The organism is Micromonospora sp. CA-246542 (genome assembly GCF_050942905.1).
Classification (GTDB): Bacteria; Actinomycetota; Actinomycetes; order Mycobacteriales; family Micromonosporaceae; genus Micromonospora.
On the sequence record NZ_CP192040.1, the window covers coordinates 5814610 to 5829451 of the forward strand.

13 protein-coding genes are annotated in these 14842 nt (G+C 72.9%); 4 read left to right on the plus strand and 9 right to left on the minus strand.

The annotated features are described in order from the left end of the window. Positions 1–4: 4 nt before the first annotated feature. Entirely contained in the window at positions 5–1192 is a 1188-nt protein-coding gene (gene xylA / locus ACQP0N_RS26955) for a xylose isomerase (protein ID WP_433115049.1), read from the minus strand. A gap of 78 nt (positions 1193–1270) precedes the next feature. Between xylA and ACQP0N_RS26960 the strand changes: the two genes are divergently transcribed. From ACQP0N_RS26960 to ACQP0N_RS26970, 3 genes are all read left to right on the plus strand, one after another. Then, a complete protein-coding gene (locus ACQP0N_RS26960) occupies positions 1271–2509 on the plus strand; it encodes an ROK family transcriptional regulator (protein WP_433115051.1) in 1239 nt (412 codons plus the stop codon). Between the two features lie 128 nt (positions 2510–2637). Continuing rightward, positions 2638–3249: a hypothetical protein gene (locus ACQP0N_RS26965; protein ID WP_433115053.1), complete on the plus strand. Its 612-nt coding sequence runs from the start codon at positions 2638–2640 to the stop codon at positions 3247–3249. After that, positions 3246–4307, plus strand: coding sequence for a PP2C family protein-serine/threonine phosphatase (locus ACQP0N_RS26970; protein WP_433115055.1), 1062 nt, complete (start codon positions 3246–3248; stop codon positions 4305–4307). Before ACQP0N_RS26965 ends, ACQP0N_RS26970 begins: the two co-directional genes overlap by 4 nt. Before the next feature lie 17 nt (positions 4308–4324). On the opposite strand, the gene ACQP0N_RS26975 is transcribed toward ACQP0N_RS26970, so the two are convergent. Next, a complete protein-coding gene (locus ACQP0N_RS26975; protein ID WP_433115057.1) occupies positions 4325–4954 on the minus strand; it encodes a MarR family winged helix-turn-helix transcriptional regulator in 630 nt (209 codons plus the stop codon). 96 nt (positions 4955–5050) lie between these two features. Between ACQP0N_RS26975 and ACQP0N_RS26980 the strand changes: the two genes are divergently transcribed. Further along, positions 5051–6184 (plus strand): PP2C family protein-serine/threonine phosphatase, encoded by a 1134-nt coding sequence (locus ACQP0N_RS26980; protein ID WP_433115059.1) that lies wholly within the window; start codon positions 5051–5053, stop codon positions 6182–6184. Positions 6185–6193: 9 nt separating this feature from the next. Here the strand turns inward: ACQP0N_RS26980 and ACQP0N_RS26985 are convergent, their stop codons facing one another. From ACQP0N_RS26985 to ACQP0N_RS27015, 7 genes are all read right to left on the minus strand, one after another. After that, positions 6194–7678 carry a sugar transferase gene (locus tag ACQP0N_RS26985; protein WP_433115061.1) on the minus strand — a complete coding sequence of 495 codons (1485 nt, stop codon included), beginning with the start codon at positions 7676–7678 and terminating at the stop codon, positions 6194–6196. Positions 7679–7890: 212 nt separating this feature from the next. After that, entirely contained in the window at positions 7891–9645 is a 1755-nt protein-coding gene (locus ACQP0N_RS26990) for a substrate-binding domain-containing protein (protein ID WP_355052199.1), read from the minus strand. A 165-nt stretch (positions 9646–9810) separates the two neighbouring features. After that, on the minus strand, positions 9811–10848 hold the full coding sequence (locus ACQP0N_RS26995) for a lactonase family protein (RefSeq protein WP_433115063.1): 1038 nt from the start codon (positions 10846–10848) through the stop codon (positions 9811–9813). Between the two features lie 113 nt (positions 10849–10961). Then, entirely contained in the window at positions 10962–11564 is a 603-nt protein-coding gene (locus ACQP0N_RS27000) for a GTP-binding protein (protein WP_421472855.1), read from the minus strand. Then, positions 11545–11934 carry a DUF742 domain-containing protein gene (locus ACQP0N_RS27005; RefSeq protein WP_355052196.1) on the minus strand — a complete coding sequence of 130 codons (390 nt, stop codon included), beginning with the start codon at positions 11932–11934 and terminating at the stop codon, positions 11545–11547. Before ACQP0N_RS27005 ends, ACQP0N_RS27000 begins: the two co-directional genes overlap by 20 nt. Continuing rightward, on the minus strand, positions 11924–12346 hold the full coding sequence (locus ACQP0N_RS27010) for a roadblock/LC7 domain-containing protein (protein WP_433115066.1): 423 nt from the start codon (positions 12344–12346) through the stop codon (positions 11924–11926). Before ACQP0N_RS27010 ends, ACQP0N_RS27005 begins: the two co-directional genes overlap by 11 nt. Beyond that, positions 12346–14793: a sensor histidine kinase gene (locus ACQP0N_RS27015; RefSeq protein WP_433115068.1), complete on the minus strand. Its 2448-nt coding sequence runs from the start codon at positions 14791–14793 to the stop codon at positions 12346–12348. The genes ACQP0N_RS27010 and ACQP0N_RS27015 overlap by 1 nt, the downstream gene beginning before the upstream one ends. Between the last annotated feature and the right edge of the window lie 49 nt (positions 14794–14842).

Genomic DNA, 14842 nt, shown 5'->3' on the forward strand with positions numbered 1-14842 from the left:
GGCCTCAGCGGGCGCCGAGCAGGTGCTCGACGGCGAGCTGGTTGAGCCGGACGAAGGCGAAGCCCCGGGCGGCCACCGCGTCCACGTCGACGTCCTCGAACGCGGAACGGTCGGCCAGGAACTCCTCGTAGCCCTCGCCGTCGCCCAGCGTCGGCGTGCTCAGCTCGCCCACCTTGCTGGCGGCCAGCGCCTCGACGACCTCCGGGTCGGCGCGGAACGCCGCGGCGCGCTCCTTGAGCAGCAGGTACGTGCTCATGTTGGCCGCCGCCGACGCCCACACCCCGTCCATGTCCTCGGTACGCGACGGCTTGTAGTCGAAGTGCCGGGGACCGTCGTAGGTCGGCCCGCCGTTCGGGCCACCGTTCTCCAGGAGGTCCACGAGGGCGAACGCGTTCATCAGGTCACCGTGACCGAAGACCAGGTCCTGGTCGTACTTGATGCCACGCTGGCCGTTGAGGTCCAGGTGGAACAGCTTGCCCTGCCAGAGCGCCTGGGCGATGCCGTGGGCGTAGTTGAGCCCGGCCATCTGCTCGTGTCCGACCTCCGGGTTGAGGCCGACCAGCTCCGGGTGCTCCAGCTGGGAGATGAAGCCGAGCGCGTGCCCGATGGTGGGCAGCAGGATGTCGCCGCGCGGCTCGTTCGGCTTGGGCTCCAGGGCGAAGCGCAGGTTGTAGCCCTTGTCGATGGAGTACTGGGTGAGCAGGTTGACGGCCTCGCGGTAGCGGTCCAGGGCGGCCTGGACGTCCTTGGCGAGGTCGTACTCGGAGCCCTCGCGGCCACCCCACATGACGAAGGTGCTCGCGCCCAGCTCGGCGGCCAGGTCGACCTGGCGCAGCACCTTGCGCAGCGCGAAACGGCGGACGTCGCGGTCGTTGCTGGTGAAGCCGCCGTCCTTGAAGATCGGGTGGGTGAAGAGGTTGGTGGTGACCATGGGCACCACCAGGCCGGTCTCGTCGAGGGCCTTGCGGAACCGCGCGATGTGCTGGTCGCGGGTCGCGGAGTCCGCGCCGAACGGGATCAGGTCGTCGTCGTGGAAGGTGATGCCGTACGCGCCGAGCTCGGCGAGCCGGTGCACCGCCTCGACGGCGTCCAGCTCGGGGCGGGTCGCGTCGCCGAACGGGTCGCGGGCCTGCCAGCCCACGGTCCAGAGCCCGAAGGAGAACTTGTCGGCGGGGGTGGGACGAGGTGCCATGGGTGACCTCCGGGATGGTGGTGTCAGGTATTTGTTCAGCGATTGAATTATTTGCCCGCCCTATGGCAGTGTCAAGGGGTGAGCCCCACCCACGCCCCGGTCGGCGCGGCCCGTCAGGGCAGCCTGCGCGAACTCAACCTCGCCCTGGTCCTCGGCCGGATCGCCGCCGCCGACCGACCCCCGTCCCGCGCCGACCTGGCCACGGCCACCGGGCTGACCCGGGCCACCGTCTCCGCGGTCGTCGAGGACCTGCTCGCGGGCCAACTGGTCAGCGAGGCCGAGCCGGCGCCCTGGGCCGGCGCCGGCCGCCCGGCACGCGGACTGGTCCTGGCCGACCAGGGCCCGGCCGGGCTCGGGCTCGAAGTCAACGTCGACTATCTGACGGTATGCGTCGTCGACCTCGCCGGCCAGGTCCGCCACCGCACCGTGCACCGCGCAGACCTGCGCCCCGTCGCGCCCGAGGACGCCCTGGCCCGCCTCGTCGACCTGGCCCGGCAGGCCCGCGCCGACGCGGCCCGGCAGGGCCTCACGCTCGCCGGGGCCGCGCTCGCCGTACCGGGCCTGATCGACGACTCCGGGCAGGTCCGGCTCGCGCCGAACCTCGGCTGGCGGGACGTGCCGGTGCCCGAGCTGCTGAGCGCGCACCCACCCCTCACCGATCGGGTACCGGACGTACCGGCCCTGGTGGTGGACAACGAGGCCAACCTCGCCGCGCTCGGCGAGCTGCACTCCCGACCGCCCGGCCCGGCCAGCTTCCTGCACATCTCCGGCGAGGTCGGCATCGGCGCGGGGATCGTCCTGGACGGCGCGCTGTTCCGGGGCGTACGCGGCTGGAGCGGCGAGATCGGGCACCTGCCGGTACACCCGCAGGGGCGGCCCTGCCGCTGCGGGGGGCGCGGCTGCCTGGAGCAGTACGCCGGTCAGGAGGCGATCGTGGCCGCTGCCGGACTGGTACGAGCGGAGCTACCCGCCGACACCGCGACGGCCCGCCTGGCCGAGTTGGCCGAGGCCGGCGAGCCGGCCGCGCTGCGCGCCCTGAACGACGCCGGCACCGCCCTCGGGGTGGCGGTCGCCGGTGTGGTGAACCTGCTGGACCTGGACACCGTGGTACTCGGCGGCGGGTACGCCCCGCTCGCCCCCTGGCTCTGCCCACCGGTGCTCGCCGAAATCAAGGCCCGGGTGCTCACCGCCGCCTGGTCACCGGTCACGGTCCGCCCGTCGACCCTCGGGCCGGAGGCCGCCGCCGTGGGCGCGGCCGGCTCGGTGGTACGGCGGATCGTCGCCCGACCCGCCGGCTGGCTGAACCGCGCCGGCTGATTACCGGCGACGCGGTCTGGGAGTGTGTCGGTGCGGCTCGGTACCCTTGCCGTCGAGCAACGATCGGCAGGCGAGGAGCGCGGGAGCGGTATGCGTACAGGTCGTCGGACGCGGGCCGGCGTCGGGCGGTGACCACGACCCAACGGGGCGGCTCGGCCGGTCCGGTCGGCGGGGACGGGCAGACATCGCGCCGTCCGACCCGCCACCCCGGCACCGGGTTGCCCGCCGACCCGCCGCTGGCCCGCGAGCTGCTCGACGGGCTCGCCGAGGCGGTGCTGACGACCGACGCGGACGGCCGGGTGACCCTGGTCAACGCCCGGGCGGTCGAGCTGCTCCCGGAGATCGTCGCGGGCATCGAGCTGTCCGGGTTCCCGATGACGGCGCTGGCCCGAGCCGTCCGCGACGGCACCGCCGCGTTCGAGGCCGAGCACCACGGCCGCCACCTGCGTGGCACCCGGCGGCAGCTCGCCGGCGACCGGTACGCCTGGTACGTCCGCGACGTCACCGAGGAGCACGCCCGCACCGACGCCCTGCTGGCCGAACGCTCCCGCACCGCCTTCCTCGCCCGGGCCGGCAGCCGGCTCGGGCTCTCGCTGCACCGGGACCAGACACTCCGTACCACCGTGACCCTCGCCGTGCCGTACCTGGCCGACGCCGCCGTGGCGCTGCTCCGCCCGCCCGCGCCGGCCGAGCCGCACCCCGCTTCACGCGGTACGCCGACGACGAGCCGGCCCCGGTGACCGGGTTGGCCGATGAGGAGCTGAGCGACCTCGTCCCCGATCTCGGCGCGGCGTTCGACGGCGACCTCGGCGAGCCGACCCAGTGGCCGGACGCCCACGTCGCCGGGCTGACCGCCCTGCTTCCGCCCAGCTTCGGCCGGCCCGGCGCGGCGCTGGTCAGCCCAATGCGTGGCCCCGGCGGCCCGGCCGGCGCCCTGCTGCTCGTCCGCCGTGCCGGGCGGGCCGACTTCGACTCCCGCGACCGCGAGCTGGCCCGCGAATTCGCCGCGCGGGCCGGCGCGGCGCTGGCCGCCGCCGAGCTGTACGGCGAGCAGGCCCACCTGGCCCGGGTGTTGCAGACCAGCCTGCTCCCGCCGGAGCTGCCGACGGTGCCCGGCGTACGCATGGCCGGCGGCTACCGGTCCGCGGGCGACACACTTCGCATCGGTGGGGACTTCTACGAGGTGTTCCCGCACCCGCGCGGCGCACTGTTCGCGCTGGGCGACGTGTCCGGCAAGGGTGTCGGCGCGGCTGTGCTGACCGGGCGGGTCCGCCAGTCGCTACAGACGCTACGGCTCGTCGAGCAGCGCCCCCTGGAGCTGATCCACCTGCTCAACCGCACCCTGTTCGACGCGCCCGACGCGGCACGGCGCAGCCAGCTCACCACCCTGCTGCTCGGGTGGATGGAGCACGGACCGACGGGGGTGGATCTCCGGATCGCCGGCGGCGGCCACCCCGCGCCGCTGCTGGTCACCGCCGCCGGTTCCGTCACGGGCGTCCCGGTCGGCGGTATGCCGGTCGGCGCGCTGACCGACGCCCGGTTCACCGAGGTACGGGTGCACCTCGATCCGGGCGATCTGCTCCTCGCGTACACCGACGGGGTGACCGAGGCGAGCGGCGGCCCGGCCCACGCGGAGAAGTTCGGCGAACGCCGGCTGCGCGGCGCACTCGCCGCGGCGGCCGGTCTGCCTCCGGCGGTCCTGGTCGACAGGCTGCTCCAGGTGGTCGACGAGTGGGTGGGCGGGCAGGCCGCCGACGACATCGCCATGCTGGCGGTGTGCGCGTCGACACCGGGCTGAACCCTGCGGTTCGACCCTCAGGCGGTCCGCGCCACCGGTGGCTCGCCGGCGGACCAGTCGCGGGGCGTGCCCACCGTCCGCTCCGGTTTTGCCGCCCCGCCCTGCCACACCCCTCGACTGGGCTGGTCCGGGTGCTCCGACGACTTCCGCGCCGGGCCGTCGGGCCGGTCCGGGTCCTGCGGCCATTCGTCCCGCCCGCGCGGGGAGTCCCCGTCGTCCGGCGCTCTCCGCACGCGCTGCCGGCGGGCGACCTCGTCGAACTCCCGCACCCCGCTCACCAGCGCGGCGCGACCCGCCGGGCTCATCGCGGCCAACACGGCGGCCAGCCGCTCCTGGCGGTCTTTGCGCAGCTCCGCGAGGAGTCGCCGGGCCTCCGGGGTGAGGTGCAGGGAAATTTCCCGCCGGTCGAAGCGCCCCGGCTCGCGCTCGAGCATGCCCGCCGCCACCAACCTGTCACACAGGCGGCTGGCGGAACTCAGCAACATGTCCAGACGGGTGGCGAGCCGGCGTAGGTTGATCCCGTCGTACTGCTCGACCACCATCACCGCCCGTAGTTGGGCACCGGAAACCCGGCTGGCGGTCGCCTCGCGGGCGGAATCCCAGACACCCAGCAGGGCACCCGCCGCCGCGTCCAATGCGGCAGCCATACTCGTCGTAGGGTCCGGCGGACCGTTGTGTTCGGCCATGGTGGCCCGAGACTACTCCGAACCCAGAGGTGGTCGAGCTCGGATGAAAGAGGCCTGATGAGCGAACCGGTCAATCGGGCACGACGCAGCCTGAACGAGACACCCGCCGACCGTCTCGTGGCTGGGGTCCGCACGGTTCTCGACGAGGCGTACGGGATCTCCGAGGCGGAGCTGTACCAGGTCGACTACCGCCTCGCGGAGCTGCTGCCCCTCACCGAAGGTGATTCTCTCCGGGGCGCCGGCCACCCCGCGTGGCGTGCCTTCGACCACCAGTCCCCCGTCCTGGTCGACGGCGTCGCCTGGCTTCCGGTGAGCATGCGCGGCGAACGCCGGGGCGTCCTGCGCCTGGCGCCGGTGGTCGACGACCCCTCGGTGCTCGCCGCGCTGGCCGACATCGCCACCTCGCTCGCACACGAGGTGGCCGCCGTCTCCCCCGGCACCGACGTCTACAGCGTGGCCCGACGCAGCCAGCGGCTCACGCTGGCCGCCGAGATGCAGTGGGACCTGCTGCCCGGCCGGAGCCGGGTCCGCCCCTCGTTCAGCCTGGCCGGGCAGCTCGAACCGGCGTACGCCGTGCGTGGTGACAGCTTCGACTGGTCCGACGACGGGGAACGGCTCTGGCTCTCCACGGTCAACGGCAGCGGTGAGGGTGTCGCGGCATCGCTGCTCACGTCGCTGGCCACCCACGCGCTACGCAACGCCCGCCGGGCCGGCCTCGGCCTGGGCGATCAGGCCGCCCTCGCCGACCAGGCCATCTACGACGAGTACCGGGGCAAGCGGCACCTCTCCGCGCTGCTGATGGAGCTGGACCTGCGCTCCGGGACGATGACCGTGGTGGACGCCGGCTCGCCACGGCTCGTCCTCCTGCGCCGGGGTGAGGTCACCGAACAGCCGCTGGAGGCGCAGTTCCCGCTCGGCATGTTCGAGGCGACCGACTACCACGAGCAGACGTTCACACTGGAACGCGGTGACCGGCTGTTCGTCGTCAGCGACGGCGTCGTGGACGCCACCGGGCAGAGCGTCCGCTACGGCGAGACGGCACTGGACCGGTTCCTGCGGCGGACGGGGCCGATGGAGCCGCTGGACGCCGTCCGGTCGCTCCTCGGCGACCTGCGCGCCTTCGTGGCCGGCGACCTCGTCGACGACGCCGTGGTGGTCTGCCTGGACTGGACCGGCCCGCAGCAGCAGTGAGCGTGGCGGTCAGTAGGCGCCGCGACTGTTCAACACCGCGCCGGCGGTCTTCCAGAGGATGGTGAGGTCGGCGGCGAGCGACCAGTTCTCCACGTAGTAGAGATCGAGTCGGATGCCGTCCTCCCAACTGAGGTCGGACCGGCCGCTGACCTGCCACAGCCCGGTCATGCCGGGCTTGACCAGCAGTCGCCGGGCCACATCGCCGTCGTAGCGGGCCACCTCGGACGGGAGCGGCGGACGCGGCCCGACGAGGCTCATCTGGCCCAGCAGGACGTTGACCAGCTGCGGCAGCTCGTCCAGCGACCACTTGCGCAGCAGCCGGCCGACCCGGGTCACCCGAGGGTCGTCGCGCATCTTGAACATCAGGCCGTCGGTCTCGTTCCGGGCCACCAACTCGGCGAGCAGCGCGTCAGCGTTGATCACCATCGTCCGGAACTTGAACACCCCGAACTCCTGCCCGCCCCGCCCCACCCGGACCTGCCGGAACAACACCGGCCCGCGGCTGTCCAGCTTGATGGCCAACGCGATGACCGCGATCAGCGGCAGGAGCAGCGCCAGGGCGACCGACGAGATCGACCGGTCGACGAAACCCTTGACCAACTTGCGCGCGCCGCGGAACTCGGGCGCCTCGACGTGGATCAGGGGCAGCCCGGCGACCGGGCGGGTGTGGATCCGCGGACCCGCCACGTCGGTGAGGGCGGGGGCCACGACGAGGTCGACGCCGGTCCCCTCCAACTGCCAGCCGAGTCGACGCAGTCGGGCCGCGGTCAGCTCACCGGAGGCGGTCACCGCCACGGTGTCCGCGCCGATTGCGGTCACGGCCTCCGGGATGCCCCGGAACGATCCCACCACCGGTACGTCACCGAGCCGCTGCGCCACCGGCGCCAGCAGCGCGTCGGGGATGCACGCGCCGACCACCTGGTAGCCGGCGTACGGCTCGCGACGCAGGGTGTGCACCAGTTCCAGGACGTGCGCGGTGTCGCCGACGACGAGCACCCGGCGGGACCAGCCGGCGCCCTTCGAGCGGGCCCGGTGCAGCCGTTTGCGCGCCGCGAACCGGGTCACCTCCAACCCGACCGTGCCCACCGCGAAGGAGATGCCGAGGAAACCCCGGGAGACGCCGACGTCGGCGATGTAGCCGGCGATGGCGATCGCGCCGGCCAGTCGCAGGCTCGCCGAGCTGACCCGCCGGTACTCGTCCGCCCCGTAGCCGACGACCCGGTCGTCGTAGCACCCGAGCGCCTTGAGGGAGATCAGCCAGGCCAGGACCAGGCCGGGGGCCACCAGCACGTACGGGATCTTGGAGCCGACCGGCTCCTCGTCACCGAACCTGCCGACGTATCCGACGAGCAACGCGATGATGAGGACGGTGGTGTCCAGCACCACCAGGACCCGGATGTAGGAACGTTCGTCGGCACGGGCCACCAGTCCGCTCGGACGGTCCTTCGGCGGCGCCGAGGTGTCGGCGGGGGTCAACAGTGTCGCGGTCGTCACCGGCCCTCCCACTCTGTTCAGGACGGCCCCGGCCGACGGGTCGGGCCGAAGGCGGACCGATTGCCGGAACACGTCGACATCCTGCCCTGACAACTATGACTGCCGATTGCTTCCGACGTATTGCCGTCACTTTTCTTCAACCCCCTGGCCACACAAGGAACCCGCCGTACCGGCTCACCGGTACGACGGGTTCCTTGTTGCTCAGCGGCGGCTCAGCGCGGGGCTGGGGGACGCCTCGCGATGGCGGTGAGGAAGATGCTGCCGATCTCGCTCGGGTCCTTGGTGACGAAGACGTCCCCGCCGGTCACCTTCGTGATCGACTCCAGTTCGGCCTTGCTGACGCCCTCGCCGATACCGATCATGATGACCTGCACCGGCCGCTCCGGATCGGCGATCTGCTTGAGCTTGGCGAGCAGCTGCTGCTGGTTGATGCCGTTGTCGTCCTCGTTCTTGCCGTCGGTGAACAGCACGATCGAGTTGACCCGGCCGGGCTGCCAGTCCTCCTGCACCGCCTGGTACGCGGCCAGCATCGTGTCGTACAGGCCGGTGTCACCGTTGGACGGCTTGACGGTGGCGAGCGCCCCCTCCAACTGGGCCCGCTGGCCGGAGAGCGGTCCGATCGGCACCAGTTCCCGGTAGTCGCGGTTGCCGACCAGCTTCGTGGAGAAGGTCCACAGGCCGATGGACCAGGAGTCGTCGAAGAGCCCGAGACCGCGGCGGGCCGCGTCGACGGTGACCTCCTCCCGGCTGCGGTTGTTGGCGCTGGGCACCTCGTCCTTCATCGAGCCGGAGACGTCGATGACGGCGAGCATCCGGCCGGACTGGGTGGCGATCGACCAACTGGACACGACACGCTGTATCGCGGCCGGGTCCAGGCCGCCCGCCGCGGTGCCGCCGGCCGCCGGGGCGGTCGATGCGCCACCGGCCGGGCTCGGCGCGCCCTGCGGGGCGTTGAAGCCGGCACCCCAGCTGCCGTCCGGTCCACGCAGCGACTGCGCCGCCAGGCGGTCCCGGAACTTCGGCGCGGTGAGCAGCTCGTACAGCACCTTCGCCGCCGCCGCCTTGGTCGGCTCGATGCCGGGCAGCACCGCGTACGGGTAGTCCAGCGGCATCGGCGCCGGCTCCATGTAGAGCGCGGCGAGCGGCACCGGAGGCTTCTTGCTGTTGTACGCGATCACGTCTTCCTCGGACAGCGCCGCCGCACCGAGAGCGCTCGCGATCGAGGTCGGGTCCGTGGCGGTCGGGAAGCGGGCGAGGAGGTCGTTGCGGAGCGAGGAGCGACCGGTGGCCAGCGCCCGCAGCGCGCCCACGGTGTTGCGCTGGGCGTCGCCGCCCGCGCCACTGGCGGCCGTGGTCAGCGAGAGCAGGCCGGACAGCCCGGCCGCGTCGCGGGTCGGCTCGACGATCCCGGTACGCAGCGGCTTGCTGCTGTTGACCTGCTTGAGCAGATCGGCCCAGGTGAACTTGGCGTTGGGCCAGCCGAGCCGCGTCGCCACCGGCTCGGGCATCGCCACGACGACGGGGCTGCGCGCGATGGAGGCCCCGTTGGTCGGCGCGAACGCCGTGGCGTCCTTCTTGAGACGCAGCAGCCAGGTCGAGGAGTCCGGCACCCAGACGTCCGGGGTGACGGCCGTGCCGCTGGCCTGGCCGACGCCGGCGAGTACGGCACCGTGCTTCGCGGCCACCACGGCGGCCACGTCGACCGGGTCGGATGCCGAGACATCGACGCGGATGCAGGTGGGGCCGACTGCGGCGCCGTCCTTGACCCACTGGGAGGCGGCGGCGTCCACCGCGGGCGCGAGCTCGGTGGCGACCGCCACGGCGAGTCGGATCTCCCCTGAACAGCTTGGCTGGATCAGCTCCTTGTAGCCGAACCAGACGCCGGTCGTGACGACGAGAACCGTCGCCGTCGCGGCGGCGGCTGCTAGATGGAGTTTCGAACGCATTCGATGGCGGCCTGCAGACACGCTGACCATCTTGCGTATTAGGTGCCGTCTCTGCCACATCCGTTCGGACTAAAGTTACGCAGGAGAAACAGTTGATCACCATTTAACAACAGAGAGTGATGGATCGGCCCCACGGCGTTGCTAAACCTGCCCCGCTCTCGCATTCGCTTCCGTCATTCCGTCCGCTCACGGCAGGACGCACGTCGGGCTCGCCAGCGGTACGGGCTCGCCCACCGGAGCCGGTACGCCCGTGCTCGGGTCACGTCGGAACACCCGCACCATGTCCGCCCGCTCGTCGGCGACGTAGAGATGCTCGCCGATCAGGGCGAAGTGTCGCGGCCACTCCCCGCCGGTGTCCACCTCGGACACCAGCGCGGGCAGGTCACCGGTCAGGTCGAAGACGGCGATGGTGCCGATACCGCGGTTCGCGACGTAGAGCAGACGCCCGTCCGGGTCGACAGCGACCTCCGACGGCTGGACGTGGCCGGTCCGCCCGCTGGCGTCGACCCGGCCACGCTGGTGCAGTGACCCGTCCTCGGACAGCCCGTACGCGGTGACCGTGGCGTCCAACTCGCCGACCAGGTAGCAGCGCCGCCCGTCGGGATGACGGGCCAGGTGCCGGGGCCCGACGCCCGGCGCCGTACGCATCCGCGGGCCGCGTGGCACCAGCCGCCCGCTCGCGTTGTCCAGGTCGTACCGGTAGACCGAGTCGGTGCCCAGGTCCACCGCGAGCAGGGGCTCGGGGTCCCGGCCGGGAGAGACCATGTGGGCGTGCGCCCGCTCCTGGCGTTCCGGGTCGGCGCCGTGGCCCTCGTGGACCACGAGATCGGTCCGTTCGCCGGGCACGCCCTGCTCGTCGAGTGGGAAGACCGCGACGCTTCCGCTGCCGTAGTTGGCCGCCACCAGGTGCCCACCGTCGGGCAGCACCGCCAGGTGGCAGGGCTCGGCGCCGCCGGTCGAGAAGCTGCCGAGCGCGTCCAGCGCGCCGTCCGAGGAGACCTGCCAGGCGCTGACCAGACCCTCGGTCAACTCGTTGACCGCGTAGAGCACCGGCCGCGTGGGGTGCCGCGCGAGGAACGACGGCGACGGCGTGACCGCCACCGTGCCGAGCGGGGTGAGTGCCCCGGTGGCCGGGTCGCGGCGTGCCGCGACGATGCCGTCCGCCCGCCCGCCGCTCTGCGCGGTGTAACCCCCGATGTGGACGATCTCGCCCGGACCAGTCACGCTGCACCCCTTCGCCGACATCCTGGAGTAGATCCAACCAGAGCTGCCCAGGAAGCCGACCGGCTAACCGGCTTTTCGACGCCAGCCCGGTCCGCCGAACACGCGGTGGCGGTTCAGGAGGCCGGCACCGGCTCGCCGCGCTGCCGGGCCACATGCTCGACCAAGGAGATCAACACCAGCTTGCCGGACTGACGGTCCCGGGCGTCGCAGAGCACCATCGGCACGTCCGGGTCCAGGTCGAGCGCTCGGCGTACGGTCTCCAGGTCGAAGCGACGGGTGTCCTCGAAACAGTTCACCCCCACCACGAACGGGATGCCACGCTGCTCGAAGTAGTCGATCGACGGGAAGCAGTCGGCCAGCCGCCGGGTGTCGGCGAGCACCACCGCGCCGAGCGCGCCGAAGGCCAGCTCGTCCCAGAGGAACCAGAACCGGTCCTGGCCAGGGGTGCCGAACAGGTACACCTGGAGGTCGTCGTTGATGGTGATCCGGCCGAAGTCCATCGCCACGGTGGTGGTCGTCTTGCCCTCCACCCCCGAGAGGTCGTCGGTGCCGATGCCGGCGTCGGTCAGCACCTCCTCGGTCTGCAACGGCCGGACCTCGCTCAACGCGCTCACCAGCGTCGTCTTGCCGGCGCCGAAGCCCCCCGCGATGAGGATCTTCAGTGCCAGCGGAACGGTGACGGCTGAGCCCGCATGGTCATAGCGCACGGAGTCCACTGACCACCGCCTTGAGGATGTCGTCGTTGGGAAGATCGCGGCTGGCCGGCGGCTCGTGCACCGCGACCAGGCCCTGCGCGAGGAGGTCGCCCAGCAGCACCCGGATCACACCGACCGCGAGGTCCAGCTCGGCCGCCAGCTCGGCCACCGAAACCGGGTGACTGGCCAACGCGACCAACCGCCGGTGCTCCGGCGGTAACTGCGGCTGGGCCGCCGGGTCGAGGTCCGCGGCGGCCAACACGAACGCGACCAGGTCGAAGCCACCGGCGGCGGAGCGCACCCGGCCACCGGTGAGCGTGTAAGGGCGGACCACCGGGCCCGCGTCGCCGTCCAGCCACTCGTGCTGGGGGCCGGGCGGCTCAGTCCGCATCACCGGCGTCCGCGGACGGTCGGGCCGACGCGGTCAGGTTCTCCCCCACACGGATGACCAGCATCGCCATCTCGTACGCGACCAGGCCGATGTCCGCGTCCGCGTCACTCACCACGGCCAGGCAGGCGCCCTGGCCGGCGGCGGTGACGAAGAGGTACGCCGACTCCATCTCCACCACGGTCTGCCGGACCGGACCGCCGTCCACGTGGTGGCTCGCGCCCCGGGCCAGGCTGGAGAAGCCGGCGGCGAGCGCGCAGAGGTGCTCGGCATCGGCGCGTTCCAACTCGGCCGAGGAGCCGAGCAGTAGGCCGTCGGCGGAGAGCACGACCGCCTCCCGGGCGGCCGGAACCCGCTGCACCAGCTCGTCGAGCAACCAGTCGAGGCTGGCGCTCTGCTTCGTCGTTTCCCGCACTAGGCGTCCCTCTCAGTCGCTGTCGGATCGAAGGCCTTCGGGGGCGCGGAAGATCCCGAATCGGCAGCGGACCCGGTCTCGGGGGCCGCCGCGGATCGCTGAGCCGGGACCGCCGCCGGCGCAGCGGCCGGGATCGCCGGCGCTGCGGAGGGCGGGGGCGTGGGAACGCGGGTCGGGGCCGCCGGGGCGACCACGGTCGCCCGACCCCGGGCGGTGCCGGCCTGCAGGGACGCCATCACCCGGCGTACCTCCTCCGGCGAGCGGGGCGACGGCGTGTCGGCGGCGGTGGGCCGGGGCAGGGCGTTGGGGGTACGTCGCCGTACCCGCCGGGGCAGCCCCTCCAGGTCGTCCGCCGTCCCGTCGGAGGGCGGCTCGTCCGCGGCGGCCGGCAGATCGGACGTCGGCCCCGTGGGCAGGACGAGGGTGGGCGGGTCACTGGTGACGACCGGGGCCGAGGTGGTACGACCGGCGCGGGACCGGGGTGCCGTCGTCCGGCGTACGGGTCGGGCCGGTCGCCGGTCACCGGGCGCGGCGGCGGGCGACGCCGGGTCGGGGCCGGCCGGTGGCTCGGCGGTGACCAGGTCGGTGGGGATCAGCACCACGGCGGTGACGCCGCCGTCCTCGGGCGACCGCAGTCGCACGCGTACGGAGTGCCGCGCCGCCAGCCGGGCCACCACGAACAGACCGAGGCGGGCGCTCTGCGCCGGATCGAACTCGGGCGAGCTGGTCAGCCGGGTGTTGGCGTTCTCGAGCGCGGTGGCGGACATGCCCAGCCCCTGATCGGTGACCGACAGGACGTACCCGTCGGCGCCCTGCTGCCCGGTGATGGTCACCCGCGTGTCCGGCGGGGAGAAGGCGGTGGCGTTCTCGACCAGCTCGGCGAGCAGGTGGATGATGTCGCCCACCGCCCGGCCCAGCACACCGGCCGGCTGCACGACGGTGATGTCCACCCGGTCGTACGCCTCGACCTCGCTGATCGCCCCGCGGACCAGGTCGACCATCGCGACCGGGTTGCGCCACCCCCGGCCCGGCGCGGAGCCGGCCAGGATGACCAGGTCCTCGGCGTGCCGGCGGAGCCGGGTGGCCAGGTGGTCCACCTGGAACAGCTCGGCCAGCTCGTCCGGGTCCTCGGCGCGTCGCTCCATCCGGTCCAGCAGGTGCAACTGCCGGTGCACCAGGCCCTGGCTGCGGCGGGCGATGTTGAGGAACACCTCGTTGAGCCCCCGGCGCAGGGTGACCTCGTCCACGGCTGCCTGGACGGCGGTGCGCTGCACCTCGGTGAAGGCCCGCCCGACCTCGCCGATCTCGTCGTGGCCGTACTCCAGGGGTGGCGCCTCCCGGGCGACGTCGACGTGCTCGCCGCGACGCAGCCGCGCGACCACGTCGGGCAGCCGGTGCTCGGCCAGTTCGAGGGCGGCGGTACGGACTCCGCTGAGCCGCCGGACCAGGGTGCGGCCGACCCGGAGCGCCACCAGCACCGAGACCACCACGGCGACGAGACCGAGCACCCCGGCGGCGGCGAGCCGGACCAGGATCCCGACCGCCATCGGCACCGAGCGGTCGGTGAGGTTGTCGGCCTCGGCCAACTCGAAGTCGCGCAACTCCTGCTGCACGGCGTCGTGGCTGGCCTGCCACACGGCGGCGTCCACCGGTGGACGACCGGACCGGTTGGCGCCGATCAGCGCGTCCTGCATGGCCCGCAGGCTGGTGAAGTCGGGACTCTCGGTGAGTCGCTGGTACGCGGCGCGCCCGGCCTCGGGCAGGTCGGCCACCGCGCTCTCGGTGAGCCACCGCTGGTTGCCGATGGTCTGCACGAGCAGCGCGTGCTCCCCATTGGCGAACTTCCCGGCGGTCAGCACACCGGCCAGCATCGCGTCGGTCTGGCCCAGCAGCTCGCGGGATCGGCCCAGCGTGGTGAGGGCCAGCGCCTGCCGGTTGATGGCGGGGTCGCTGAGGTTCGCCATGGCGGAGAACGCCTGGAAGGCCGCCGAGACCATGCCGCTGTAGAGGCCGATCGCGCCCGCGCGGTCCATCATCCCGTCGTCGATGAAGTCCCGTCCGGTCGGCAGCGCCGCCAGGGCGGTGACCAGCCGGTCGACGCGGTCCTCCAGCAGGTCGTCGGCGGCGGAGCGCAACGCCTCCCCGTCGACCCGGCGACGCAGCTCGGCGACCGCCCGGTCGGTACGCAGGCGCTGCTCGGCCAACGCGGGCAGTTCGGTGTCGCCGGCGAGCTGCACCACCGAGAGGCGACGCTCGCGTTGCAGCTCGGTGACCACCGCCTCGCCGGGGCGGCCCAGGTCGTAGAGGAGGGTGCGCGCGGAGAGCAGGTTCAGGGCGGGGCCGAAGGTCAACGTCGTCGCGAAGATCCACAGCGCGAGGAGCGCGGTCACCGGCGCGACGACCAATGCGGTCAGCTTCGAGCGGATAGGCCAGTCGCGGGTTCTCATCAGACCTCGCCCGTCAAGGGTGGCAGGAGGGGCGCCGGCACCGCCGGGC